The organism is Deefgea tanakiae, assembly GCF_019665765.1.
GTDB classification, from domain to species: domain Bacteria; phylum Pseudomonadota; class Gammaproteobacteria; order Burkholderiales; family Chitinibacteraceae; genus Deefgea; species Deefgea tanakiae.
This window is the reverse complement of the sequence record NZ_CP081150.1, coordinates 1096287-1121590: the sequence shown is the minus strand read 5'-3', so window position 1 is coordinate 1121590 and position 25304 is coordinate 1096287. Positions and strand designations below refer to the sequence as shown.

The window sequence follows — 25304 nt, the reverse complement described above, 5'->3', positions numbered from 1 at the left end:
TACTAGCGATAACCGCTTATTTTAACTGATTTTTGCCAAGCTGACATCCAAAGCCTGCTGATCCAAATGGTAGTGGCAAATTTCATTGCCAAACTCATCGGTCAAAACAGGCACTAACTCGCCATACAAAGCCTCCAAATCATCGATATCTTCGATATCAATCCACTCTAATTCGAATCGACCCGCAGCTTGCGCCAACAATTGCTCACGCATGACAGTGCACAAGCCGCAGTATTCACGGCCAAATAATTTTAGCGTCACTTGGCAGGCGCCTTCATCACCACAAAGCCTGGCGCACCGTTACGCAGAATTCTTAGTGGAATGGCGGCATTAGGCTTCAAGGCCTGCAAAGCAGCTTTCAATTGCGCAAAGCTGGATAAATCATTTCCTGCTATACCAACAATCACATCCCCAGATTGAATCCCAGCTGCAGCAGAAGCGCCTGATGAACTTCGAACTAATAAGCCAAATCCAATCAATAGCTTCTTCAATTGCTGTGGATTTAGTTCTTGAACCTCTAGTCCAAAATTAATCGCCTCATCAGATTTATCATTGCCACGGTATTCACGCTGAGCACTCACTTTATCAGCTTGATCTAGTTCACCCACAACAACCGACATATCACGCACTGCTTTATCACGCCAAATCTGCACAGTGACTTTTGCTCCCGGTTTAATGGCACTAACAAGACGAGGCAACTCACTGGCTGACTCGACAGCTTGACCATTAAATTTAATGAGAATATCACCCGCTTTTAGACCTGCTTTGTCGGCAGGACCATCTTTTTCAATCAACGTAAACAGCACGCCATCCGGTTTTTGCAAGCCAAATCCTTTGGCCAACTCATCGTTCAGATCTTGAATCGAAACACCAAGGCGTCCGCGAGTCACTTTACCAGTCGTCTTTAAATCATCAGCGACTTTCATCGCGACATCAATTGGAATTGAGAAAGACAACCCCATATAGCCGCCTGAACGACTATAGATCTGAGAGTTAATCCCAACAACCTCACCGGCCATATTAAATAGCGGCCCACCAGAGCTACCTGGATTGATTGCCACATCAGTTTGAATGAAGGGTACAAAATTTTCGTCAGGCAAATTACGCCCCTTGGCTGAAACGATCCCTGCAGTCACCGTATTGTCCAAGCCAAATGGTTGGCCAATTGCCACCACCCACTCACCTTGCCTTAACTTATTTGAGTCACCCAAAGTCACTTTAGGTAAACCAGTCGACTCAATTTTTAACAAAGCAACATCCGTACGCGCATCAGAGCCCACCACTTTGGCCTTGAAGCTGCGCTTGTCCATCAACTTAACCGTAATTTCATCGGCTTTTGCCACGACATGCGCATTGGTTAGAATATAACCCGTGCCATCGATAATAAAACCAGAACCAAGCGATCGCTCTTGATGTTGTCGTGATGGGCCACGTCCTTGCTGCGGCGGCGGTACAGGAAAACCAAAACGACGGAATATTTCAAAGGCATCTTCATTCATGCCTGCTGAGTCGTCACGAACAATTGATGTGGTGGAGATATTGACCACCGCACGCCCTTCTTTTTCGACAATTTGCGTAAAATCAGGCCGCTGATTTGCACTAACTGCGCCGTTCAAGCCGGCTACAAGTCCCAAAGTCATCAACAGCTTTTTCAACATTTTCACCTCCAATGCAAAGAGACACAAAAATCAATGAGAAGAACAGTTTTTCAACTTAATGGCATTTGGCAATATCTCGACAATACTGGGCTGAGTTTGCTTGGCTTTTTCATTTCTCATTCGCAAGACGATAAAACTCAACAAAAAACCGATCACAGCACCGAGCAATGAATACAACTCATCTAACGCTACTGGCGCCAAGGCAGAACCAAGCACAGCGCCTAAAATCAATAATAAAAGCGGAAACCCATAGGCCCACACCGCCGTACCGAGTAAGTCGCCGTCATTAACCGCGACCTTCACGTAGTCATTAGGCTTGGCGTGCAACGGGTTTTTGACTTGGTAACTTTGCTGAGCATGACCAAAAAGTCGAGTAATTGCGACTGACTTACAGCCAGTTTTTGGGTCGCAATTACCACAGGGACTGTGAGGGCGAATCTTGACCCAGGCAAACTCACCTTCACAGCGCTCTACTTGAGCTTCACTAAATATCATTCAAATTCCAACTGTAATAACTCAACGCAGTGAGTATGCGTTCGCAAAACTTTCCACCGTTGCGGCAGGCACCTCACCCAAGCAACTCACCAAATGATTCCCCAACTGGCGAGAATACAAATGAACCGGACCTTGATGAGCCAAGCCCAATGGCATTTTTAGATTTTTTGGCTCAATAAATACCGACAAAGTCACCGCGCCATCACTGTACAAGTGATGTGTCACCTCTCTGTTTTTATACGGCAAATTCCGAGTATTTTGCTTTATCAACTTAAAACCTGGCACTGCGGGTTTAATCACAAACTGAGGATTCTTGGTTATATCAATCATCTCAGCATCAACTACCGCTACTTCACGCACGGGATTAGTCGGCTTTAAAAGCTCACGGTCTATTTTGCCCCCCACTTGCACTTGAGCAAAGCTAAACTGCTGCACCATTTCCTGCCGCATTCCCATCATCAGCGATTTTAAAATCAAACCGCTCTCAACATCAATCCAAAGCCGCTGCGGATATCGATAAGCATCCACGGGGTCAAGTTGATAAATAATTGCGTCACGACCAGCTACCCGATCTCGACCGATCTTGGTCAAACGATAAGATTGAAGCAACCCTTCCAAGTCATGCGGCAATTGATTTGGGAACAACTTCGAGGTATATCGACGATCCAGAACAAAACCCTGCTCTTGAGGCGGATACATACTGACTTTTTCGCCATTGCGAATGTATTCTTTAGGCTTGCCATCCAATAAAACACGCCGTTCAATACTGACGCCGTCATCGAATAAATGAATGATCTGATAATTCGCGACACTCTCACCATACTGATAAACGTAATTACCAGTATAACTCACCATTTCTGCAGCAGTGGCAGCACGACCTAAAACACGGATCGCATCGGCACGCTCTAGAGGTGCCGCTTGCGCACCCGCCAAAACCAAGAGACACCCAGCAAACGCCACCACCCATCGTTGAATTGAATAAAGCCGCATATTAACGCTGCTCTCCCGCTTCAAAATGAGCCAGAGCAAACTGCTCAGTCGCCATCGAATTGGCCAAGCCATCGCGATGTGCGACGAGGTATGGGCTAATTTCACTTGAAGGGATCGCTGGCGCTTCCACTTTAGCCATGGCGCCTACGTCCGAAGTCACTGTCGGCATCGAAAACTGCCAAACCGCCAAGCCAACAAACATTACCGAAGCCACCGCTGTCGCAGGAATCAAAAACGGCTTCATCCAGGCTGATTTACGTATACGATTCGGAGCAACAATGACCGGCTCTTGCGCTAAACGGGCAGAGAATTTAGTCATAAAATCAGGGGAAACTGGATAGCCCTGCATTGCATCTCGCGCGGCATGCATTGAGTACCAGTCATTTTGCTGCTTTGATGACGCAAGTAGCTCGTTAATTATTTTTGACGCTTCTTTTTGATCAACCTCACAATCGATCAGTGCTGAGATTTTTTCATTCATTTTGGCAACCTTTTATTTCATTGCTGCGATCTGTTGATGGCAATACTGATGATTACCAGCGCTTATCTTTGCCCACTTCCTTAAGCAGAGGTCGCAGACGATTCGCAATCGCCTCCCGTGCACGAAAGATCCGTGAACGCACAGTACCGATTGGACAATCCATCGCCGCAGCAATTTCGTCATAACTCATGCCGTCCATTTCTCGCAAAGTAATCGCTTCGCGCAGCTCTTCTGGCAATGCATCTACAGCCTCATTCACTGTAGAGACAATCTGTTTATTCGATAGTTCAGTTTCTGGTGTATGAAAATCAGGCACTAGAGAGGCGGCATCGACACTATCGCCATCTTCGTCCTCATACTCAGCAGACAACACAGGGCGACGACCCAATGTGGACAGGTGATTTTTGGCGGTATTAATCGCAATTCGATACAGCCATGTATAAAAAGCACTTTCGCCGCGAAAACTAGGCAGCGCGCGGTAGGCTTTAATAAACGCCTCCTGCGATACGTCCTCAATCTCAGATTGATCACGTATCATGCGCGACAGTAATCGCGCAATTCGACGCTCATATTTTACGACCAGCAGCTCAAACGCCCGCTGATCGCCGCCCTGCGCCCGCAAGACCAATTCTTGATCTAAATCGCGCTCACTAATTTTAAGCAAGAGTATCAACCCCTCAATCTAATTTTTTAACCCTACCATCGATATGGGGTAAATATTGATTATTACAAGATCAAGCGTTTCTCTACAAGCAAGCCCAGCTCAGCTCTGTTAAGATTTGATGATTCATTATTTTGAAAAAAACACCATGCGCAAATTTGATGTACTGATTCTAGGTAGTGGACTCGGTGGCATGACCATCGCCTTGCAACTAGCTGAAAAACTCAAAGTCGGCCTTATCACCAAGCGCGCACTTCGCGACGGTGGTAGCGGCTGGGCGCAAGGCGGTATTGCTGCCGTACTGGACGACTCAGATAGCATCGAGCTCCATATTCGCGATACTCAGGTCGCTGGCGCTGGCCTTTGCGATTTAGACGCAACTCGCTTTATTGTCGAAAACTCCAAAGAAGCCATCGACTGGTTAATCGAAATGGGCGTGCCATTCACCAAAGATGAAGCCGGCGAAACCAGCTATCACGGCTACCACCTTACCCGCGAGGGCGGCCACAGCCATCGACGCATCATTCACGCCGCCGATGCAACTGGCGCGGCAGTGATTGATACCTTGGCCATCAAAGTAGCCGCTCACCCCAATATCACCGTACTCGAAGAGCATATTGCAGTTGATCTAATCACCGACAAAGCCGCCAACAATCGGTGCATCGGTGCCTATGTCTACAGCAAAGAAGAGGATCAAGTTGAAACCATCCTCGCGCCATTTACCGTCCTTGCGACGGGTGGCGCAGGCAAAGTTTATCTCTATACCACCAATCCAGACGTTGCAACGGGTGACGGCATTGCGATGGGCTGGCGCGCAGGTTGTCGTGTGTCGAATATGGAGTTTATCCAATTTCACCCTACTTGCCTCTACCATCCGCACGCCAAATCTTTCCTTATTACCGAAGCAGTACGTGGCGAAGGCGGCATTTTGCGACTTCCTGACGGCACCCGCTTCATGCCACAACACGATGAGCGCGCCGAGCTAGCGCCACGCGACATCGTTGCTCGCGCTATTGACTTTGAAATGAAGCGCGGTGGTTTTGATTGCGTCTATTTGGACATCTCTTATAAACCCGCAGCCTTTGTCAAAGAGCACTTCCCCAATATTTATCAGCGCTGCCTCGAGCTGGGCATCGACATCACGAAAGAACCAATTCCTGTCGTTCCAGCAGCGCACTATACCTGCGGCGGACTGGTTACCGACTTGGCTGGGCGCACCGATGTGAATGGACTGTACGGCGTTGGCGAAGTGGCCTGCACTGGCCTACATGGCGCTAATCGATTGGCTTCTAATTCATTACTGGAATGCATGGTTCTGGGTAAAGCCGCAGCCGAAGACATTCTGACGCAAACGCCACAAGCACTACCCCAAGTACCAGAATGGGACGAAAGCCGTGTTACCGACCCCGATGAAGAGGTTGTTATTTCACACAACTGGGATGAATTAAGGCGCTTTATGTGGGACTACGTTGGTATCGTTCGTACCAATAAACGACTAGAGCGAGCGCAACACAGGATTGAGCTACTCAAAAGTGAAATTCATGAGTTCTACCGAAACTTCCGAGTTTCAAATGATTTAATCGAACTACGCAATCTGGTCACCACGGCAGAATTAATTGTTCGATGCGCCCTAGCGCGCAAAGAAAGCCGAGGACTTCATTACAGCCGCGACTATCCAAAAATTGAGCCTGATTCTAAACCAACGATTCTGCAACCCAGTGCAGTTAAAACCAAAAAATAATGTCAGCGTTACACAAAAAATAGAGCGCGGTGCGCTCTATTTTTTTAGTCTCACAGCTAAAAATTGAACGTATACAAACCAAGCCTTTACAAATAAACGTCTACACAAACATACCCAACAAGCGATACAATCCCATACTAATAATTACCAAGCCAAAACAAGGCTTTACACCCGGATAGCTCAAGAACTGAGTCAATCGGCTGGCAAAAAGACCAATCAACAGCAAATTAGGCAATGTACCCAAGCCAAAGGCCAGCATCACGCCCGCACCCTGGGCCATGGATGCGGTCGATAAAGCAGCCAAACTCGCCGTATACACCAAACCACACGGAATCCACCCCCATAAAAACCCAATCAATGGCGTATGCCAAACCGAACGAATCGGCAATAAACGCCGCAATAGAGGTTGAATACATTGCCAAATGGGTTGGCCAATTCGCTCGATTTTAGTTAGCCAACGCGACCAACCCGCGACATACAAACCCAAGACGATGAGTAGCAAATTAGCCAAGACAAACAGAACTGACTTCACCGATTGCAACTGGGACAAAGCAGTTACACCAGCAATGCCACCCAAAACAGCCCCGATCAGCGCATATCCAAGCAACCGCCCAATATTAAACCCAATGTGATAAGGCAGCTTCGGGCCAGCGGGCAATTGTGAACTAAACGCAGCCACTACACCGCCACACATACCAGCACAATGCCCTCCACCCAGTAGTCCAGCCAAAAACAAAGCCAAAAAATCCAGTTCCAGCATCAAAAAACGTCTCAACCTATCAGATCAACTGAGAATACCTTGCCTTGGTTGTCTTTGTCCGTAAATACGCATCAAAAACCATCGCAATCGAGCGAATCAACATCCGTCCTTTTGGGGTGACAAAAATACCTTCCAACTCCAACGTCAGCAAACCATCCACCACTAGTGGCTGCAAGAGCCTCAACTCATCCGAAAAATAATCTGAAAAATCAATCATATAACCTACCTCAAAAGGCTGGTAAAACAATTGAAACTGACACATCAACGCCTGTATGGCTGCACGGCGAATCACATCATCTCGATTCATAGTCAAACCACGCTCAACTGGAAATGCTTTTTCATCCAATTTTGCGTAATACTCATCCAAGGTTTTCACATTTTGGAAATAACTCGCCCCCACCTTGCCGATGGAAGAAACTCCAAACGCCAATAAATCGCAATCAGCATGCGTTGAATAGCCTTGAAAATTACGCTGCAGGCGGCCACGCCGCTGGGCCACCGCCAAGTCATCATTTGGCAAAGCAAAGTGATCCATACCAATCAACACATAACCCGCTTGGGTCAGTTGCTCAATTGAATTTTGCAGGATATCGAGCTTCACTTCGGCAGAAGGAAGCTCCTCAGCGTTGATCCGACGTTGCGGCATAAATCGCTCTGGCAAATGCGCGTAGTTATAAAGTGCAATTCGATCCGGTTTAAGAAGTAATACACGATCTATGGTTTCTGCAATCGTCGCCGCAGTTTGCTTGGGTAAACCGTAAATCAAATCAACACTGACCGAGCGAAATCCATACATTCTGGCCGCCTCAATGACGGTACGTGTTTCTTCTTCGCTTTGGATTCGATTCACCGCGACTTGCACTTCGGTATTAAAATCTTGAATACCGACACTCATGCGATTAAATCCAAGCCGCCCCAAGTGTTTAATCGTTTCTTCACCCACCTTGCGTGGATCTATCTCTATCGAATACTCACCATTTTTTTGCAGCGTAAAATGCGTATTGACTACGTCCATCAATCGCTGCAATTGCGCATGCGACAAAAACGTTGGCGTTCCACCGCCCAAGTGCAATTGACTCACCGGAGGACGATTGGGGAGCAAATCGTCGTACATTTGTACCTCTTGCGACAGATAATCGAGGTATTGATCAGCCTTACTTTGATCTTTTGTAATAATTTTGTTACAGCCACAGTAGTAACATACGGTATTACAAAAGGGCAAATGGAAATACAAGGACAAAGGCATCGCCAATGCCCCTGGTGTTCGTCGCTTCAAAACCGCGGCATGCGCCTCTTGACTTAATCCCGCGACAAAACGGTCAGCAGTAGGATAAGACGTATACCTTGGCCCTTTGCCGTCATATCGAACAATTAATTCACGATCAAATTCAATCGGAGCCTGCATAAGACTTGTTTTTTGCGGTCGCATGTTCTTTTCTTCCCAATTCATCACTTTGAGCGCAGCATAAGTGCTAGTTCTCTGAGCAAAGTTGATCTACATCAGATAAAATAGTAGACACCTCTTTATAGATAGCTGTTTTTACTTTAAAACAGCATACGAAAATATCACCCAGCGTACATCGAGCCTTTTATGATTCAAAACATCCAAATACGCGAATTGACTCCTCGCCACTTACGCCAAACCTGCACTAATTGCAGCTTGCGTGAACTGTGCCTCCCCATTGGGCTAACCCCCGACGAGATGCAAGAACTGGACACCATTATCAGTCAAGCTCGTCCAATCAAGCGCGGCGAAGCTCTCTATCGCGCCGGTGAACCTTTTAAATCTTTGTTTGCAATTCGCGTTGGCTTTTTCAAAGCCAGTGTGATTTCTGAAGATGGCCGTGAGCAAGTCACCGGCTTTCACATGTCAGGCGAATTAATGGGCATGGATGCGATTAGCTCTGATTTTCACACTTGCGACGCCATTGCGCTTGAAGACAGTGAAGTCTGTGAATTGCCATTTGGTGAAATTGAAGAACTAGCTGGCGATGTGCCTATTCTGCAGCGTCATCTTTACAAAGTAATGAGCCGTGAAATTGTGCGTGACCACGGCGTGATGTTGTTACTGGGCAATATGAAAGCCGAAGAGCGTCTTGCAGCCTTCTTATTAAACCTATCGCAACGCTTTGCCATTCGCGGCTACTCATCAAGCAGCTTTCACCTGAGAATGACGCGCGAAGAAATTGGTAGTTACTTGGGATTAAAACTTGAAACCGTCAGCCGCACACTATCCAAGTTTCAAGACCAAGGCTTTATCAAAGTACAAAATCGTTTGATTGAAATCATTGATGGCGATAGTTTGAAAAAACTACTCAACAATTGCCAAGGTGAATAATTGATACGGTCTTCTTGCGTATAAATACCAAGAAGACCTACTAAGGAGCGCTATGAAATACCAACTCACGGCGCCACCTTATTTATTGGCACAACTCGCAACTCGGCTAGCACTTACCGCACAGACATTACAATACAGCCTATGTACGCCGCCAAGTGAGCAAAGCGATGCAGACACCCCAAATCTTATTTTCCAAGCTGATTTTTTTCATAACCCTATAAAAAACTCGGCCAGCATAGACGTTTTTGTCTTACCATCCCCTCTTTCGAGCATGCACGGCTTTATGCTTGCTGCAGGAGGAAACCATGCTGCGCTTGCTGAAGCGGCGCCCATTTTAGATGCACTCTCGCCGATAGCCTCTGGCTGGTTACATGCTGGCGACTATGGCTCGGCCAGTTTTTTTCATCAGCTGTGGCAGATTCTGATTGGCGCGCACGCCGATAGCCTTTTACCAATCTGGGAAAACATGCGAGCGCCAAACTCTGGGTTTCAAATCAATCACCCCGACTTGGTCAATCAACTTTCAAGCCTAATGGCTCAGCAACAACTACTCACCCAATCACTAGCCAGTTGTTCACAGCTATTTTTGGCAGAACATCCACCACAAATTTTTACTGCCTACCACCCACTGCAAAAGCAACTACTAAGCCAAGATGACACTCAAAAGCCATCCCCCGCCCATGAAATTGCGACTTTGCTAAGTAGCTTCAAAATAAATCCATAGTGTATTCAACTGCATACATCACCAAACAATGCCTGCAGTTGAATACTCCGGGCTTTATTTCTTCATCACTCGTTGACGACGGCTTTCAGACAAGACAACGCCAGCTGCGACCGACACATTCAAGCTTTCTACCGAACCATACATTGGAATCGACACCAAGCTGTCACACAACTCACGCGTTAAGCGCCGCATGCCCTCACCTTCATTCCCAAGCACCCAAGCGATTGGCCCAGTTTGCTCGTAATGGAACAAATCTGACTGACCATCAGCGGCAGTACCGACCACCCAAATTCCACGCTCTTTCAAGTCACGAATCGTACGTGCCAAATTGGTGACCATCACATACGGCACCACTTCTGCAGCGCCACACGCAACTTTTGATACTGTCGCGGTAATACCGACACATTTGTCTTTTGGGGCAATCACCGCATGCACGCCCATCGCATCGGCCACCCGCAAACACGCACCTAAATTGTGTGGATCGGTAATGCCATCCAAAATCAATAAGAACGGTGGCTCATCCAAGTCATCCAATACATCTTCAATCGATAAATAGCTTTTTTCGCTATCGATCAATGCCGCAACGCCTTGATGCCGCACATGGCCCGCAATTCCATCCAAGCGAGCGCCATCGACTTGCACCAACTTCACGTCTTGCATTTTTACCGCTTTGAGCAAGTCTTTCATGCGTGGGTCGCTGCGCTCGCTATTCACATACACTTCGAGCACCGAATCAGGAAAACGGCGTAACCGTGAACCGACGGCATGAAAACCGTGAAGAATTTTATTCTGCGCCATATCCGCCACTTCCAAAAATAACTAAGGCTACGATTTTACGGGGTTTAGCAAAAAAATACTGTTTTTTGCTCGGCAATCCTAGACATGCGAAACTAAAATTTAATGATTGACGGCTTTTTTAAGTTATTTTTATACTATCCTTAAGCAACATCGGCCATTTTACTAAGTTGTTAACCACTATGACCATGACTATCTCTGAAGACAAATCCAATACTGAATTACACGATCAACGCTTGGCGATGCTAGAAGATATCGCCAAAGAATTGGATGGGAATACTGTTTTTCCAATCTGCTTCGATATTGCCATCGAAATAGGCAGGGCAATGAAAGATCCAAGTGCATCTATCCATCAAATTGCACTGGAAGTACAAAAAGACCCTTTAATCACATCCAAAATTATCAAGCTGGCCAACTCCATTACCTACAATCCATCCGGCAGAAACATCGTCGACATTGAAAATGCCGTTGTGCGGCTAGGGATGGGGACTGCACGGTCGGTCGCATTAGCTTGCGCAATGGATCAAATGACTCGCTCAGCCCAACTTGCACCTTTTGAGACGCAATCAAAAAATTGGTGGCTACATAGCTTAAAATGCGCTGCCATTTCCCGCGTGCTTTGCAAACAACTCGCACCTCGCATTAATCCAGACATGGCTTTTCTGGCGGGTTTAGTGCATGACTTAGGTGCATTTTTTATGCTTGATCGTGCTGGTCGCTACTCGGAACTACTGGAGCGGCCCAAAACGGTTGAATATTTAGTGGCGCAATGGCATGACAGTATCGGCACCGTTTTACTCGATACACTGGGATTGCCGGATGAAATTGTTGAAGCCGTTCGGGACAATGACTTACCCCGTCCGACCGTTACACAACTTAGAAAATTGACCGACGTGATTTATGTCGCCAACTTATTCGCTGGTGGATTAGATGAAATTAATAAACAAGATCTACCAGAACCTTTCGACCCTGCAGAATTAGACGATCCGCAATACACTCGCCTGACCGATGAAATGAATCAAGCTTGTGCAGAAGTAATGAATGTTTTTTAGTAGGTATCGGCCTGCAGACATTAAATAATCGAATCTACAAGCCTATACCACACCACTAAGACCGCTTCATCGGAACAAAGCGAATACCATCGGGCGCAACCTGATCTGCACCGCAGGGCATAAAGCCATAGCGCATATAAGCCATTACACTATTTACACTCGCATTCACTGTTTTTAGACCGCTCTGAGCATCCGCACCCTTCACCAAAGCGCGACCAACACCGCGACTTTGTAGCTCAGGTAACACAAACAGCATGGCGATATGATTGCCATCGCTCACCTGCAACATCCCAATAATGATATTTTGGATGAGTGCCACATAGGTCGTCGCACCAGCCAAATCCCGCTCTGCAATAGCGCCAGAACTTGAATACTGAGTAAATGTAGCAATCCCTTTGAGGGATTGATATTGCACGGCCAAATGCTGAAACGAGCTATTGACCACTTCGGCCACGCGCTCGTATTCACTCGACTCAATTTTTCTGACTTCCAACGCCATCGTTAATTACCCGTACCACCTACAGTCAAACCACCATCAATCCGCATCGTTGGTTGCCCCACACCAACCGGAACACTTTGCCCATCTTTACCGCACGTCCCTACACCGGGATCCAAAGCCAAATCATTACCCAGCATCGATACTTTAGTGAGTACATCGGGGCCGTTTCCAATCAAAGTTGCGCCTTTCACCGGATACATCATTTTACCGTCTTCAACCCACCACGCTTCCGCCGCAGAAAACACAAACTTACCGCTGGTAATATCAACCTGACCACCACCAAAATTCACTGCATACAGACCGCGTTTGATCGATGAAATAATTTCTTGCGGATCTTTATCGCCATTTTCCATCAGCGTATTAGTCATGCGTGGCATCGTAATGTGCGCGTAGCTTTCACGACGGCCATTGCCTGTCACAGGCATCCCCATCAATCGAGCATTTAAGCTGTCTTGCAAATAGCCCTGCAAAATACCATCTTCAATCAGTACAGTGCGCTGAGTGGGGTTACCTTCGTCATCGATATTGAGCGAACCACGGCGATCGTTAATCGTCCCATCATCAACCACCGTCACGCCTTTGGCGGCAACCCGCTGACCGATCTTGCCTGCAAAAGCCGAGCTACCTTTGCGATTAAAATCCCCCTCCAAACCATGACCAATCGCTTCATGCAGCAAAATACCTGGCCAACCATTACCAAGCACCACCGTCATTTCGCCAGCAGGCGCTGGGCGTGCATCTAAATTGAGTACCGCTTGATCAACAGCCTTTTTGGCATAATCCAACAAGACCATATCAGTGAAATAAGCATAATCAAAACGACCGCCACCACCGGCGCTGCCTTGCTCGCGCTTGCCGTTGGCTTCGATAATGACATTAATCGACAAACGCACCAGCGGGCGTACATCGGCGGCGCGATGACCATCATGACGGGCGATATAGATGACCTCATATTCACTCGCCAGACTCGCCATCACTTGCACTACACGGGGATCAATGCTGCGCGCCAATTGTTCAATTTTTTCCAACATAGCGACTTTCGCCGCTTCATTGAGACTTGCAATTGGATCAATCGGGGTATAGAGCTGACGACCTTTTTGCTTTGTAATGTTCGCAGCGACACCCTGCCCACCTTGACGACCAATCGCGCGCGTTGCGTGCGCGGCTTGCTTTAATGCTGGCAAACTTATGTCATCCGAATAGGCAAACGCCGTTTTTTCACCTTGAATCGCGCGAACACCCACACCTTGGTCGATGCTAAAACTCCCCGATTTCACAATACCCTCGTCCAAGCTCCACGCTTCAGAACGGCTGTACTGAAAATATAAATCGGCATAATCAATTTCATGCGTCATGATGTCGGCAAAGACCTGACCGATCGCGGCTTCATCCAAATGAAAGGGCGTTAATAATTGCTGTTCAGCCAGGGCAAAAACGGTCATGAAGGAATTCACTTTTTCAATTTAGAAAGGTAAGTCATGGTACATAACTTTTCATACCGAGCGCAAAGCCGAAAAACAACAAAGCGAGGCTGTAGAGCAAGAATATCCACTCATTAGAACACAGCTTATTTAAATATTCGATGCGTCAATGCTGGCAAGGTACTGCGAACCCGAGTCAACTGGCTAGCCTTTAACTCAGCGAGCACCACTCCTTCTCCCTCCGGTAGGCAAGACAGCACCTTACCCCATGGATCAATGATGATGCTATGCCCAAATGTTTCTCGCCCAGTGGGGTGCACCCCACCTTGATTGGGGGCGATCACAAAGCATTGATTTTCAATGGCTCTCGCTCGCAGCAATACCTCCCAATGCGCACGACCTGTTGTCGCAGTAAATGCCGCCGGCAACAACCAAATATCGACTTCACCCACACTACGAAACAACTCAGGAAAGCGCAAATCGTAACAAACGGCTAAGCCAACACGACCAAATGGCGTATCGAACGTGACCACTTGAGTACCGGGTGCAATGGTATCGCTCTCACAAAAACGCTCAACGCCATTATCAAAGCCGAACAAATGAATTTTATCGTAGCGAGCGACACACTCACCATGCGGATTAAACACCAAAGATGAATTCATCACCCGATCTGGCAACTCCGAGCGTAGCGGGATCGTACCGCCAACCAACCAAATACCAAACTCGCGAGCAGCTTGCGCAAGAAAGTCTTGTAAAGGACCTACACCAAACACTTCTTGCACTGCCAATTTATCCGTATCTTGCTGCCCCATGATCGCAAAATACTCAGGCAAGACAATCAATTGCGCACCAGCTTGAGCGGCCTCTGCAATTAAGTGCCTCGCCACGGCTAGATTTTGCGCAACCAATGGCGTGGAAACCATCTGAATAGCGGCAACGGTAATCGACTGCATTGCACTTCCTTTGGGTATACCTCTAAAGCAATTGATAAATAATGGTTATAGCACCATACATCAGTTTATTTTTTTTACCTGCGGATCACGCATCGTACCATCGATCAGATATTCAAAAGCCACCAATTGACCGACCACATCTTGATCAAATAATCTTTGCGCCGCAAACGTCGCCAAGCCAGCAATTGGATTAATCACCGCGACGCCGAGTGCTACGGTATCGGCAACGGCAGGAATAATTTTAACGACAATATTTTGTGTACCCGCGACAAAATTCGCATCGCCTTGGAATCGAACTTTAGCAGCAGGTGCATCAATCAGTAGATTTTTGGTTTTTGCCACCCCAAGCGCCATCTGCGCATCGCCAGAAATGCGATCAAACGCAAATCCTTGCGAAATCACATCATCAAAATCTAACTTGAGTCGTCGCGGAATAGCCTGCAGATTAATCACAGTCAGGAAACGCCCTACACCGGGATCAACCTGCACAAATTGACCGGCACCCACATCGATTTTAAATTGACCCTGCATTGAATCAAGCTTCGGCGCCCAAGGCACCCCTTGCCAATTAGCATCACCCGCAAAATGCAAGGGGGCTGATTTCATCGCCTCTGGATAACCAAAGCGCGTCAACAATCGGCCAGCGCTAGGCGAAGTAACTTCGACTTTACCAGCCGTCATATTTTTGCCATCGCGCTGCGTCCACATCCCTGCCAATTCAAATTTGCCATCGCTGTTTTTAAGCTCCAGCTGCTCAATCGCCAAAGCATCGGATTGCGGCACTGCAGTTACATTGAGCTGACCGAGCTCCACTTTTTGGTAGCGAAAATCCTTCACCGCTAAATTGACTAAGGGCCACGCACTCGGTGTATCCAGTGCACTTGCTTGAACATCTCCCGTATTTCTTGCTCGCTCTATCGATTTTATCGTTGCAAGAGGCAGCCACATTTTTTCAAGGTTCGCATCGACACGTCGCTTATTCGCATCCCAATTAATCTGCCCTTTTAATTCTTTGGTATCCACATCAAACTCGAACTTAGGCCCATCTAACTTTGCATTCAAATTAAAATTATTCAGCACCCGACCCCACGCAGTCACCTGCGCAAAACTGAGCTGCTTAATCTGTATAAACGGCAAACCCGACGAACCTTGCGTAGAGAGCTCTTCACTTAGTTTTAGCCAATCATCGACATTCAAACGAGGCCAAGAGCCGGTGAGTAAAATTCCATCACTAGGCATCATTGCCGCACCACGCCCCAAATGCACACCAATTTGCTGCAGCGGATCAGCCCCGGCATGATTGGTTTGCATGCGACCGTTCAATAGTTCACCAACACTAAAATCCAAATGCGTTTGCTGTGCATTACCCCCCGCCTTGACCAGCAAAGGACGTACCAACTCAGGTGTTTTACCAAGAGGCTCTGGCAAGATCACTTTCGCCCCTAATAAATCACTCTTAAGGGTTAAGTCAAATTGCTTAGGCTCAATTTTTAACTGTGCTTGGTATTTAGCCTGCCCAGAAATATTGTTCTGCATTGGGGGTAAGTATTCTTTGGCAATATCAGCCATGGCGGCATCACCGTTGAGGGTCAAGATCAGTGCTCCACTTGCATCATTAACACCCAACATCCTCACACTGCCACCCAAAGCGCGCGCTTCGGCGCTTGGAATTTTAAGCATATTTTCAGTAAACTCAACTCGACCATTCGCTGCGTTTAATAAAGGAATTGCGCCACCAAAATCAAGCTGATTTTGCTTAAATTGATAAGACCCTGCAACTTTCGTGGCATTGATATTTTGGATGGGTAAATCCAACTTCAAACCCAGCTGCCCACTACCTTGAGCAGTTAATGTATCTAAAAAGCCGTTGGTGCTTTCTTTGACGGGGCTATTGGCGACGAAATCAAGAAAATCGCTGGTTTTACCAGTGACTTTACCTTCAACCAACACATGCTGATCGATCTCTAGGTTTGGAATCAGCACCGATACATCGCTCAGCTGAGTTTTAGAAATAACTCCAGAGTTGGCTTTGATATCCATCGCCAAACCTTCAAACGCCAGCTTGCCATTAATTTTCTCTATCTGCGGCCAGCCTGACACATAGTTTAAAGTGACATCGTGTGCTTTTGCTTCAATCGCAAAACGACCGCGTGACTCATCTTTACTGCCCTTGGTATACGGAAAGCCCGCAACATCGCCCTGCCATAGGATTTTGCCGTCGCTCGCACGACCCGCCAGCAACGCCTCTTGCAACCAAAGCAAAACCTCATCACCCAAAATCCGCGGCAAGTAGCGATAAACTTGATTGGCAGAAAGATGCGCAAAATCACCCGACAACTTCACTTTACCTAAGCCAGAAGCGGGCCCCTGATAGTTTGCCTTTATTTTCAACTGCAGAGAAGGATTCATCAACGATAAATCGACAAGATCAAACTGCCATTGCTTGGCGTTTTTAAACCACTCCAAGCGCGTATGCGCCTCTGCAAAAATAATCGGGTCAACAAATTGGGCTGGAAGGTTAAAAAGCACGTTTTGACCGCCCAAATCAATACGCCCACCGCCTTCTTGGATTTGTGCGGATACATTGAGCGGACCGATACTCAACTCGGGATGAATCGCTTTGAAATTTTCAAAATTAAAATCACTTTGGACAAACTTTGGCTCCGACCACTTACCTTGCCAACTTAAATTAGCATTCCGAAGCAAGCCCGAAAAATCCCCTTGTGAAATACGCTCCCCAAGCCCATTAGCCACTGGCTTCAGATGCGGTAAATACACATTCAAACCCGACAATTGCCACTGTTTCAAGGACAGCGTTGAACCACTTGGGGTCTGGGTATAATTTAAGGTACAGGTCTCACACAAAGGACCGCTACTGGACACAATCCGGCGACCTTCGACCTTAAGTGTTTGCCCCTTTGATGTATCAGTCCAAAACACAGACCCATCAAAGAGGGGCAGATCATACGTAGCAGGGGTATTTTTTGAGCGCAAAATCCAGTTTTTAATACCAAGATCAGCCTCTAGGGACTCTAAGCGTTTATTGGCAAACTCAAGCCGTAGATTGACCTTGCCTTGCCCTTGCTTAAATTCGTACAGGGGCAGGCCCACCACCCAAGGCATCAATTTGGATAAATTCGTTTCTGGCACCTGTGCCTTAAACCAACCCGACCCTTGCAATAACTCAGCAACATCACGCCCCTGAAACCGGCCTTGCATATTAATTCGAGGGCCAACCGAGACAGGGGGAGTAAAAGCGAGCTCAAAGCGATGCGCAGCAAAAAACTGATCCGTTACAAAATCAAGCTCAGTCAAATCCAAATCGGGGTATTGCCCCTGCTCATCGCGAAAGCGTAGAGTTCCTCGATCAATGACCATTTCACCTTGCGATAGAAACCAATTGAAAACTCGATGATCTCCAGAGCCCTGGCTTGAAATCGTCATGCCACCAATTTGCCAAGCACCGTTCGCAGTACGACTAATATCCAATACGGGTGATTGCAAACGGATTTGATTAAAGTGCAATTCTCCGCGCAGCAAAGTCCAAATCGATACCGTTGCTTCAAGTTTTTGAAAAACCAAATCAGGCGATGCCAGATTAGCGCCCATCGCAAACTGCGTGAAGGCAATGCTCGGCTGAAACCTGTGCCAACCACCATCAATTTCACCGATCGATACGGTCGAGCCAGTCGCCTTTTGCAACTGCTCCACAATAAGTGGTCGATAGTCATTTAGCCGCGGTGCAAACCAAAACTGCCAAGCGGCAGCTAAAATTACAAAGATCAGCAACAATCCGATTAAAATTCGTTTGAACCAACGAAATAGCCAAGTAGGCAGATGAAATAGGGCTAATTTGATACGGCGCACTAAAAACGTCCATGTTTGACAAGGGGAGCCCCCAAAAAAGCCAGGCCATGCTAGGGTAATGACACGACAGAAAGTCGACTATTTTACCCTGTTTCGATCGCGAAATTGCGCATAGAATGGCTTTTTTGCATCAAAGTGAATCACCACCACAAAGCAAGAAGCACTGAAAACTGCAACCATTTAAATACACCAACACCAAGAGCACAAAAGATGAATGATATGAGCGAGTTACGCCAAGTGAACGCAGCATCACAACACAGCCGCTACTTAAAAAATCTCTTTTTGCGTCACCCACATCTTGCTACCCGAACCGCGCAAGAAGCCACACACGTATTTACCCGCGAGCAAATGCTAACGCAATTGAACGCAAGCAACTGCCAAAATGAAGAAGAACTCAGCCAAAACCTACGTAGCCTACGCCAAACCGTTATGGCGCGACTCATTACCCGCGAAATCAATGGACTTTCCGATTTAAATGAAGTGGTCACCACCACCAGCGAGCTCGCCGAAGTCGCAATCACAACCGCTTTAGAATTTCTTAGCCAACCCAATGAACGCCTCGGCGAGCCAATAGGCGAAGAGAGCGGCGAACGTCAAGAACTCATCGTCGTCGGCATGGGGAAATTAGGTGGCCGTGAGCTCAATGTATCTTCTGATATTGATTTAATTTTTGTTTACCCAGAAGACGGCAACACCAATGGCATCAAATCGATTAGCAATCATGAGTACTTTACACAAATTGGTAAAAAACTGATCCGCATCATTGGCGACACCACGGCCGATGGTTTTGTGTTCCGCGTTGACATGCGCTTACGGCCATTTGGTGACTCAGGCCCTTTGGTAACAAGCTTTGCCGCACTAGAAAATTACCTACTCACCCAAGGTCGAGAGTGGGAGCGTTACGCATGGATTAAAGGCCGAGCACTCAGCGGAGACGCAAAGGGCTTGATGGATTTAGTTACGCCATTTATTTATCGCAAATACCTCGATTACGGCGCGTACCATTCAATGCGCGAATTACATAGCCAAATTCGTCGCGAAGTTGCCAGAAAAGACCGCTTTGACAACGTCAAACTTGGCCCCGGCGGGATTCGTGAAATTGAATTTATCGGACAAGTTTTTCAGCTCATTCGCGGTGGCCGCAACAAAGCTCTCCAGCAACGCCCAACGCAAGTTGTTCTCAATGAACTCGTACAGCAAGGCACTTTGCCGAGTGATGTCGTTGCTCAACTACAAGAAGCCTATGTGTTTTTACGCAATATCGAACATCGAATTATGTATTTGGATGACGCGCAAACCCAAATGCTGCCGACTAATCCAGACGACAAAATCCGTCTAGCCAGCAGCATGGGATTTAATGATTGGGAGAGCTTTAGACACAGACTGGATGAATATCGCAGCTTTGTCACGATACAATTCGATCAGATTTTCGCCCTTCCCGAGCAAACCACCCTCAATGGTGGCGTTACCGAAACGCATATTGATCACTATTTGGATGAGGATGCTAGCCGACTCAGTCAACTCGGCTTTCAAAACCCTAACGATATTCAACGTCGTTTGAACGCCTTGCACGACGGCAGTAAATACAAACAAATGCCGGATCGTTGCCGCCAACGTCTTGACGCGATTTTGCCTTCTTTAGTCATCATTGCCGCTGAATTTAACAATCCAGATCTCACCTTAACCCGATTACTGGATTTACTCGAAGCCATCGGCCGCAGAGAGTCTTACCTCGCCCTTTTGGCGGAACACCCGCAAGCACTTAAACGCCTCGCCGGTCTCTACAGCGCCAGCCCCTGGGTTTCCGAGTACCTTACACGCCACCCGATTTTATTGGATGAACTACTCGACTTCCGACTCTTGCATCAGTCGCCCGATTGGAAAGCACTGGGCGAGCAACTGCGCAGCGACATCCAAGCGCTACATGATGACACGGAAGCGCGCATGGATTGCCTGCGCCACTTCCAACACACGCAGATTTTCCGGCTTGTTTCACAAGATTTAGCCGAACTACTGCCACTCGAAACGCTGTCCGATCACCTGTCTGACTTAGCTGACTTGATTTTATCGGTCGCCGTCGAGGAAGTCTGGCGCGATTTACCCAATAAACATGTTGAGCATCCAAAATTTGCCATTATTGGTTACGGTAAATTGGGCGGCAAAGAACTCGGTTATGCTTCGGATCTGGACTTGGTCTTTTTATACGAAGACGAACACCCCAACGCTGGCGATATTTATGCGCGTTTTGCAAAGCGAGTTGTCAACTGGCTCACCAGCATGACGTCTGCGGGTCAACTATACGATATTGATTTACGTCTTCGCCCAAATGGCACGTCAGGATTATTGGTATCCAGCATGGAGGCATTTGAGCAGTATCAGCGTACAGCCGCCTGGGTATGGGAGCATCAGGCACTTACCCGTGCTAGGTATTGCACAGGCGACATCCAAATCGGGCAGAAATTTACAGGTATTCGCAATTCAATTCTATGCCTTGAACGTGACACCCCTGCACTACGCGCAGAAGTAAGATCGATGCGGGAAAAAATGCTAGAAACGCATCCAGCACTACCCAATGATGTTAAACATCTACGCGGTGGGATTGTCGATATTGAATTTATTATGCAATTCTTGATTTTGGCATACTCAGCTCAACATCCAGATCTAACCGCCAACTTAGGCAATATCGCCTTACTGGATACCGCAGCCAAACACGGACTCATCAGCCATGAAGCCGCCCAGCACGCCAGAGTGGCCTACCGAGCCTTAAGGAGGCTGCAACACACCCATAGGCTTAATGGCTCCCAACTCGACATCAGCAAAGTCGAGGCTATCAGTACTGAATTAGAGTCGGTCAAAGCAACTTGGCGGTCGCTCTTTGAATAAGTCGCAACTTAAAAATCTTAACTGCAATAAAAAAACCGAGTATTCCACTCGGTTTTTTTATTTATCAAAAGTAATTTAATTATTTGGCGGAACAAAATCAGCAAAATGGACTGCTCGCTCACCCGCAGGCAGATAAGTCTCTAACCACCGCATTTCCTGCTTTAAGTGGCGCAACAAAGCAATCACGTGCATAGGCTCCGTCTCATTGGCAAACCAATATTCTTTTCGCCAAACAGCGCAAGGAACGTCAAAAGCATCTCCACCGGGATGCAGCTCATCCTTAGATGGGGCGCGACGGGAATAACCTGTTAAATCGAGTACACCATCAAGCGGCTGCACCACTTCACTTACTTCAATCACAAATGCTGCCATACCTGGCGATAACTGCTGCAAATTGACATACACTTGCGGGCTTAAATCTAAACTCATTAAGCCCTCACGACAACACTTAGAACAAGGTAAAGTCGTGGCTGCCCAGCTTAAGGTTTGGGAATGATCATCAGCACGCTCATACGCATCAATCAAATGAACATGCCCACATGAATAAACAGGTAAACTTTTTACTGCCGTCATTTAACCACCTCAAATCGCCAAGCTTAGCTAGCAAAGATAGCACAAAACCTTACCTTTACTGAAATTCAATTCATTGGCATAGCCAAAACGAATCCAAATATGCTACCCATTCTATTTCAAGACGAAAACCTAATTGCCATCCACAAGCCCAGCGACTTACTCGTGCATCGCACCAGCCTAGACGCTTACGAAACCCGCTTTGCTGTGCAATTACTGCGAGATCAAATTGGCCAGCATGTTTATCCAGCGCACCGCTTAGATAAAGCCACCTCAGGGGTTTTATTATTTGGCCTCAACCCTACAACAGCTCGTGCTCTTTCTATGCAATTTGCGGCGCGCGAGGTCCACAAACAATATCTTGCCATCGTCCGTGGTTGGCCAGCTGAAGCGGGACACATTGACCATCCGCTAGAACTCAGAAAAGACGACGTTGAACTTTTTGGTGATGAAGCCCCCAAGGGCGCGCAAGAGAGTCAGACCGAATACCGTCGCCTAGCCACTATCGAATTACCTTGGACAGTCGATAAATACCCAAGTAGCCGCTATGCCTTAGTTGAACTTAATCCACTAACAGGACGTCGCCACCAGATTCGCCGCCACCTTAAACACATCAGCCATCCGATTATTGGCGACTCTACTTATGGTAAAGGCAATCACAACCGTGCTTTTGCACAGGCGTTTGGCATCAATCGACTTTTACTGGCCTGTCAAAGCATGAGCTTCCCACACCCCATCAGTGGTGAGCGCATTACAGTCACTGCGCCACTCGCCGCTGATTTTTCTCGCGTCGTCAAGGAACTCAATTGGCTAGATGCGCTCAACCAGCACCATATCGTTTACGAAACGCCTCGCGTACCAGACACTAATAATCGTCGACAAATTTTTGTTTAAAAAAAGCCCCGGGCTAAATTGCACGGGGCTCAATCTGCATTATTTTTTCTTTAAAAAGGCAGGAGGCGTCTCAGCCGCGACTTCAGATTCTTTTTCTAGCAAGCGTACGCGTTGACGAGAGTTGAGCTCTGTTTCAGTGGCAAGCCTAAATACCGAATACACACTGCCGTTAAATGCCAACTGAATGTGTTTCCAATCATCATAATCGCCCAGCGCAGTATCGGTAATCCCATCATCATTCACATCACGGGGCACGCTACCGTCGGCTTTTCCATTTAAATTCCAATCAGCAAACGCACCCAACCTCACCCCACGACCAATCATTCGGCCTTCATCCAAGCCCCACTCATTTAAGGCGATACTTTTCCCATCAGAGTAATCAACAACAAATCGATTCGTGCACGGCCCATCCACTAGATCGCAAACACCATAGGTATTTGCGGCCTTACCCGGTGTTGCCCTGCCTAATGAATTTTGGCGGAAATAGATGCGCTCATTGATATCGGTTGGATCGCTGGGTACGCCGTTAAGTTGATACTCGTAATTCATCACACTCAAATAATTTGGCTTATTGTTTTTACCTTCATCACCGCCATGAAACAAACCAAGATTATGACCCAGCTCATGCATAATCGTACCTGCCTGATAATTGATCAATTTGTATAGTTCATTGGCGCTACTGCTATTCAACCCCCACAAGCCCAGCGTCACCAAAAAGTCATTGCCATTAATTTCGCCCAAGCCTGAAGAGCCACCATAACCATTGCTATTTTGCGTAGAACCCATTAATGCATAATGAAAAATCAATCGACGGCGAACATCCATGCTGGCATTTTTATAATCCATTGCATTAGCGCAATCGGCATTTTTATACAGACTCACGCAACGCGCATAAGCGACCTCTTTGCCGCCACCTAAATTAAAATCGGCAGGACTTACAACGGGGCTATACAACTGCCCCACATCCAGCAACACATCAATCCCTTTGCGATTAAAGGCTTCGCGAACCAAATGCAAAGCCTCTTTACGTGGCTTGAGCCCCTCATCAATCGCGCTTTGCATCCAATCGATTTGGATCAAAATAGTCGGCCGCCCAGCGCGGGCACCCATTGCATACAAATCCAAACCCGCATAAGTGCCGCCCGCTTTTTTTGCACTACTCGGTATGCCATCGCGGTCTTCATCACGAGCATCCACGTCAACATCATTGCGCCCACCCGGGGTACCAAACGGCACTACACGCCAATCTGCAGCACTATGAGTATCTTTAGTTTGAGTGTAATAACGCACCAAAGCATAACTACCATTTCCATTTAGCGCGCTGGCTGGATTACCTTGCCACGCATTGGAGCTGAATGTTTGACTCACATTATTGCCAAACCTCACATAATCAACAGTCTGATTATTACGAACCAATTCAATTGAACCATCCGCCCCCCAAACTGGCCAATCTTGATCACGACCGATGTATTGCATCTGGACTGTTTTCTTAGAAGCAATCGCGTCTATATTTGCCGCCACGACGACATAATTTTTCGCCTCAATCGTGCCGCTCAATGGATACGTACTTAATGTATTCAGTGGTTTACTTTGAATTCGCACACTCACATCATTCAAGGAAATGGTCTGATTGCTTGGATTGTAAATTTCAAACCAACTACCTTGACCAGTCGCATCAGCGGCAACTTCGTTAATCACCAGGTCATTCATATCACTTGGCGGAAGACTCGGCACAGGCGTCGAGGTAACAATCGGCGTTGGACTTGGCGTTACAGGGCCACTTGTTGGTGACACGGATGGCGCCGTAGTTGGGGTACTAGTTGGAATATTAGTTGGCGCAGCCGTTGCGCTACTGCACTCATCGAGCTTTTTCCACGGCATGGCTTCGCCAGAATTTAAGGCTGGATCTTCACCCCTAGTCCACCACTTTGCCTGATAGGTCACACCGTTGCGCATCACTTTCACACCAGCGATATAGGCAATTGAAGCACCCCACTGTGCGGCACATCCACTCACTGGTGGCGCAGTTTGAACAGGCGTTGGTGTCGGCAGCGCAGTAGGGGATGGGCTTGGCGATGCACTCGGCGTTGGCGTTACAACTACAGGCGTTTTTGTAGGCGTAATGGTCGGCGACATCGTTGGTGTCGTTTGTGGAGAAGCACTTGGTGCTGGGGTCGCCGTTATTGAGCATGCTCCGACCAAGCTCCACACTTGGCCTGCCGCTGAATTGCTCAGTGGACTATCACCCAACGTCCACCATTTAGCGCGGTAGGTATTGCCTTTTATGACGACAGTTTGCCCCGCGGTATACACCTGCGCGGTTGACCACGAATCATCACAAGCTGCTGCAGAGGTCATCATCGACCACCCACTCAACGCAAGAAAACCCAAGCCAAACGCTACTTTATTAAAACCCATTTCTCACAAACCCCGATATTCGCCAATAAAACTGACTTTGACAGTCAACCAATAAGGCGAATAGTCACATACGGGTTAGTACGTACTCAATAGATTGCTTACTA

General features: G+C 47.3%; 21 protein-coding genes. 6 read left to right on the top strand and 15 right to left on the bottom strand.

What is annotated here, in order from left to right; all coding sequences use genetic code 11:
- Window positions 1-21 precede the first annotated feature (21 nt).
- Genes K4H28_RS05295 through rpoE form a run of 6 tightly spaced genes read right to left on the bottom strand, consistent with a single transcriptional unit; the run spans window position 22 to window position 4279 of the window.
- Complete coding sequence (locus K4H28_RS05295) at window positions 22-261, bottom strand: glutaredoxin family protein (protein ID WP_221007343.1); 240 nt, start codon at window positions 259-261, stop codon at window positions 22-24.
- Window positions 258-1658, bottom strand: coding sequence for a DegQ family serine endoprotease (locus K4H28_RS05290; RefSeq protein WP_221007342.1), 1401 nt, complete (start codon window positions 1656-1658; stop codon window positions 258-260). The genes K4H28_RS05295 and K4H28_RS05290 overlap by 4 nt, the downstream gene beginning before the upstream one ends.
- Window positions 1659-1688: 30 nt before the next feature.
- Window positions 1689-2153: a SoxR reducing system RseC family protein gene (locus tag K4H28_RS05285; RefSeq protein ID WP_221007341.1), complete on the bottom strand. Its 465-nt coding sequence runs from the start codon at window positions 2151-2153 to the stop codon at window positions 1689-1691.
- Between the two features lie 21 nt (window positions 2154-2174).
- On the bottom strand, window positions 2175-3143 hold the full coding sequence (locus tag K4H28_RS05280) for a MucB/RseB C-terminal domain-containing protein (protein WP_221007340.1): 969 nt from the start codon (window positions 3141-3143) through the stop codon (window positions 2175-2177).
- A gap of 1 nt (window position 3144) precedes the next feature.
- Window positions 3145-3624, bottom strand: a complete 480-nt coding sequence (locus tag K4H28_RS05275; RefSeq protein WP_221007339.1) for a sigma-E factor negative regulatory protein — start codon at window positions 3622-3624, stop codon at window positions 3145-3147.
- A 52-nt stretch (window positions 3625-3676) separates the two neighbouring features.
- Window positions 3677-4279, bottom strand: a complete 603-nt coding sequence (gene rpoE / locus K4H28_RS05270; protein ID WP_221007954.1) for an RNA polymerase sigma factor RpoE — start codon at window positions 4277-4279, stop codon at window positions 3677-3679.
- A 154-nt stretch (window positions 4280-4433) separates the two neighbouring features.
- On the opposite strand from rpoE, the gene nadB reads away from it, so the two are divergent.
- Window positions 4434-6026, top strand: coding sequence for an L-aspartate oxidase (gene nadB / locus K4H28_RS05265; protein ID WP_221007338.1), 1593 nt, complete (start codon window positions 4434-4436; stop codon window positions 6024-6026).
- A gap of 100 nt (window positions 6027-6126) precedes the next feature.
- On the opposite strand, the gene K4H28_RS05260 is transcribed toward nadB, so the two are convergent.
- Complete coding sequence (locus tag K4H28_RS05260; RefSeq protein ID WP_221007953.1) at window positions 6127-6786, bottom strand: sulfite exporter TauE/SafE family protein; 660 nt, start codon at window positions 6784-6786, stop codon at window positions 6127-6129.
- Between the two features lie 19 nt (window positions 6787-6805).
- Complete coding sequence (gene hemN / locus K4H28_RS05255) at window positions 6806-8215, bottom strand: oxygen-independent coproporphyrinogen III oxidase (protein ID WP_221007337.1); 1410 nt, start codon at window positions 8213-8215, stop codon at window positions 6806-6808.
- A gap of 162 nt (window positions 8216-8377) precedes the next feature.
- Here hemN and fnr point away from each other — a divergent pair, with 162 nt between their 5' ends.
- On the top strand, window positions 8378-9124 hold the full coding sequence (gene fnr / locus K4H28_RS05250) for a fumarate/nitrate reduction transcriptional regulator Fnr (RefSeq protein ID WP_221007336.1): 747 nt from the start codon (window positions 8378-8380) through the stop codon (window positions 9122-9124).
- A 52-nt stretch (window positions 9125-9176) separates the two neighbouring features.
- The gene (locus tag K4H28_RS05245) at window positions 9177-9848 is read left to right on the top strand and encodes a hypothetical protein (RefSeq protein ID WP_221007335.1); all 672 of its coding nucleotides are present in this window, start codon (window positions 9177-9179) and stop codon (window positions 9846-9848) included.
- Between the two features lie 54 nt (window positions 9849-9902).
- On the opposite strand, the gene rlmB is transcribed toward K4H28_RS05245, so the two are convergent.
- Window positions 9903-10646 carry a 23S rRNA (guanosine(2251)-2'-O)-methyltransferase RlmB gene (rlmB, locus tag K4H28_RS05240; protein WP_221007334.1) on the bottom strand — a complete coding sequence of 248 codons (744 nt, stop codon included), beginning with the start codon at window positions 10644-10646 and terminating at the stop codon, window positions 9903-9905.
- Between the two features lie 185 nt (window positions 10647-10831).
- Here rlmB and K4H28_RS05235 point away from each other — a divergent pair, with 185 nt between their 5' ends.
- On the top strand, window positions 10832-11695 hold the full coding sequence (locus tag K4H28_RS05235; protein WP_221007333.1) for an HDOD domain-containing protein: 864 nt from the start codon (window positions 10832-10834) through the stop codon (window positions 11693-11695).
- 55 nt (window positions 11696-11750) lie between these two features.
- Here the strand turns inward: K4H28_RS05235 and K4H28_RS05230 are convergent, their stop codons facing one another.
- The 4 genes from K4H28_RS05230 to K4H28_RS05215 all read right to left on the bottom strand — a co-directional run bounded on the left by K4H28_RS05230 (window position 11751) and on the right by K4H28_RS05215 (window position 18435).
- Complete coding sequence (locus K4H28_RS05230) at window positions 11751-12194, bottom strand: GNAT family N-acetyltransferase (RefSeq protein ID WP_221007332.1); 444 nt, start codon at window positions 12192-12194, stop codon at window positions 11751-11753.
- Between the two features lie 2 nt (window positions 12195-12196).
- On the bottom strand, window positions 12197-13636 hold the full coding sequence (tldD, locus tag K4H28_RS05225; protein WP_221007331.1) for a metalloprotease TldD: 1440 nt from the start codon (window positions 13634-13636) through the stop codon (window positions 12197-12199).
- 125 nt (window positions 13637-13761) lie between these two features.
- Window positions 13762-14568, bottom strand: a complete 807-nt coding sequence (locus K4H28_RS05220; RefSeq protein WP_221007330.1) for a carbon-nitrogen hydrolase family protein — start codon at window positions 14566-14568, stop codon at window positions 13762-13764.
- A gap of 60 nt (window positions 14569-14628) precedes the next feature.
- Window positions 14629-18435, bottom strand: a complete 3807-nt coding sequence (locus K4H28_RS05215) for a YhdP family protein (RefSeq protein WP_221007329.1) — start codon at window positions 18433-18435, stop codon at window positions 14629-14631.
- A 135-nt stretch (window positions 18436-18570) separates the two neighbouring features.
- Here K4H28_RS05215 and glnE point away from each other — a divergent pair, with 135 nt between their 5' ends.
- The gene (glnE, locus tag K4H28_RS05210; RefSeq protein WP_255573628.1) at window positions 18571-21318 is read left to right on the top strand and encodes a bifunctional [glutamate--ammonia ligase]-adenylyl-L-tyrosine phosphorylase/[glutamate--ammonia-ligase] adenylyltransferase; all 2748 of its coding nucleotides are present in this window, start codon (window positions 18571-18573) and stop codon (window positions 21316-21318) included.
- Window positions 21319-21393: 75 nt separating this feature from the next.
- Here glnE and K4H28_RS05205 read toward each other — a convergent pair whose 3' ends face one another.
- Window positions 21394-21891 (bottom strand): hypothetical protein, encoded by a 498-nt coding sequence (locus tag K4H28_RS05205; RefSeq protein ID WP_221007327.1) that lies wholly within the window; start codon window positions 21889-21891, stop codon window positions 21394-21396.
- 99 nt (window positions 21892-21990) lie between these two features.
- Here K4H28_RS05205 and K4H28_RS05200 point away from each other — a divergent pair, with 99 nt between their 5' ends.
- Window positions 21991-22782: a pseudouridine synthase gene (locus tag K4H28_RS05200; RefSeq protein ID WP_221007326.1), complete on the top strand. Its 792-nt coding sequence runs from the start codon at window positions 21991-21993 to the stop codon at window positions 22780-22782.
- 39 nt (window positions 22783-22821) lie between these two features.
- On the opposite strand, the gene K4H28_RS05195 is transcribed toward K4H28_RS05200, so the two are convergent.
- The gene (locus tag K4H28_RS05195; protein WP_221007325.1) at window positions 22822-25200 is read right to left on the bottom strand and encodes a carbohydrate-binding protein; all 2379 of its coding nucleotides are present in this window, start codon (window positions 25198-25200) and stop codon (window positions 22822-22824) included.
- Between the last annotated feature and the right edge of the window lie 104 nt (window positions 25201-25304).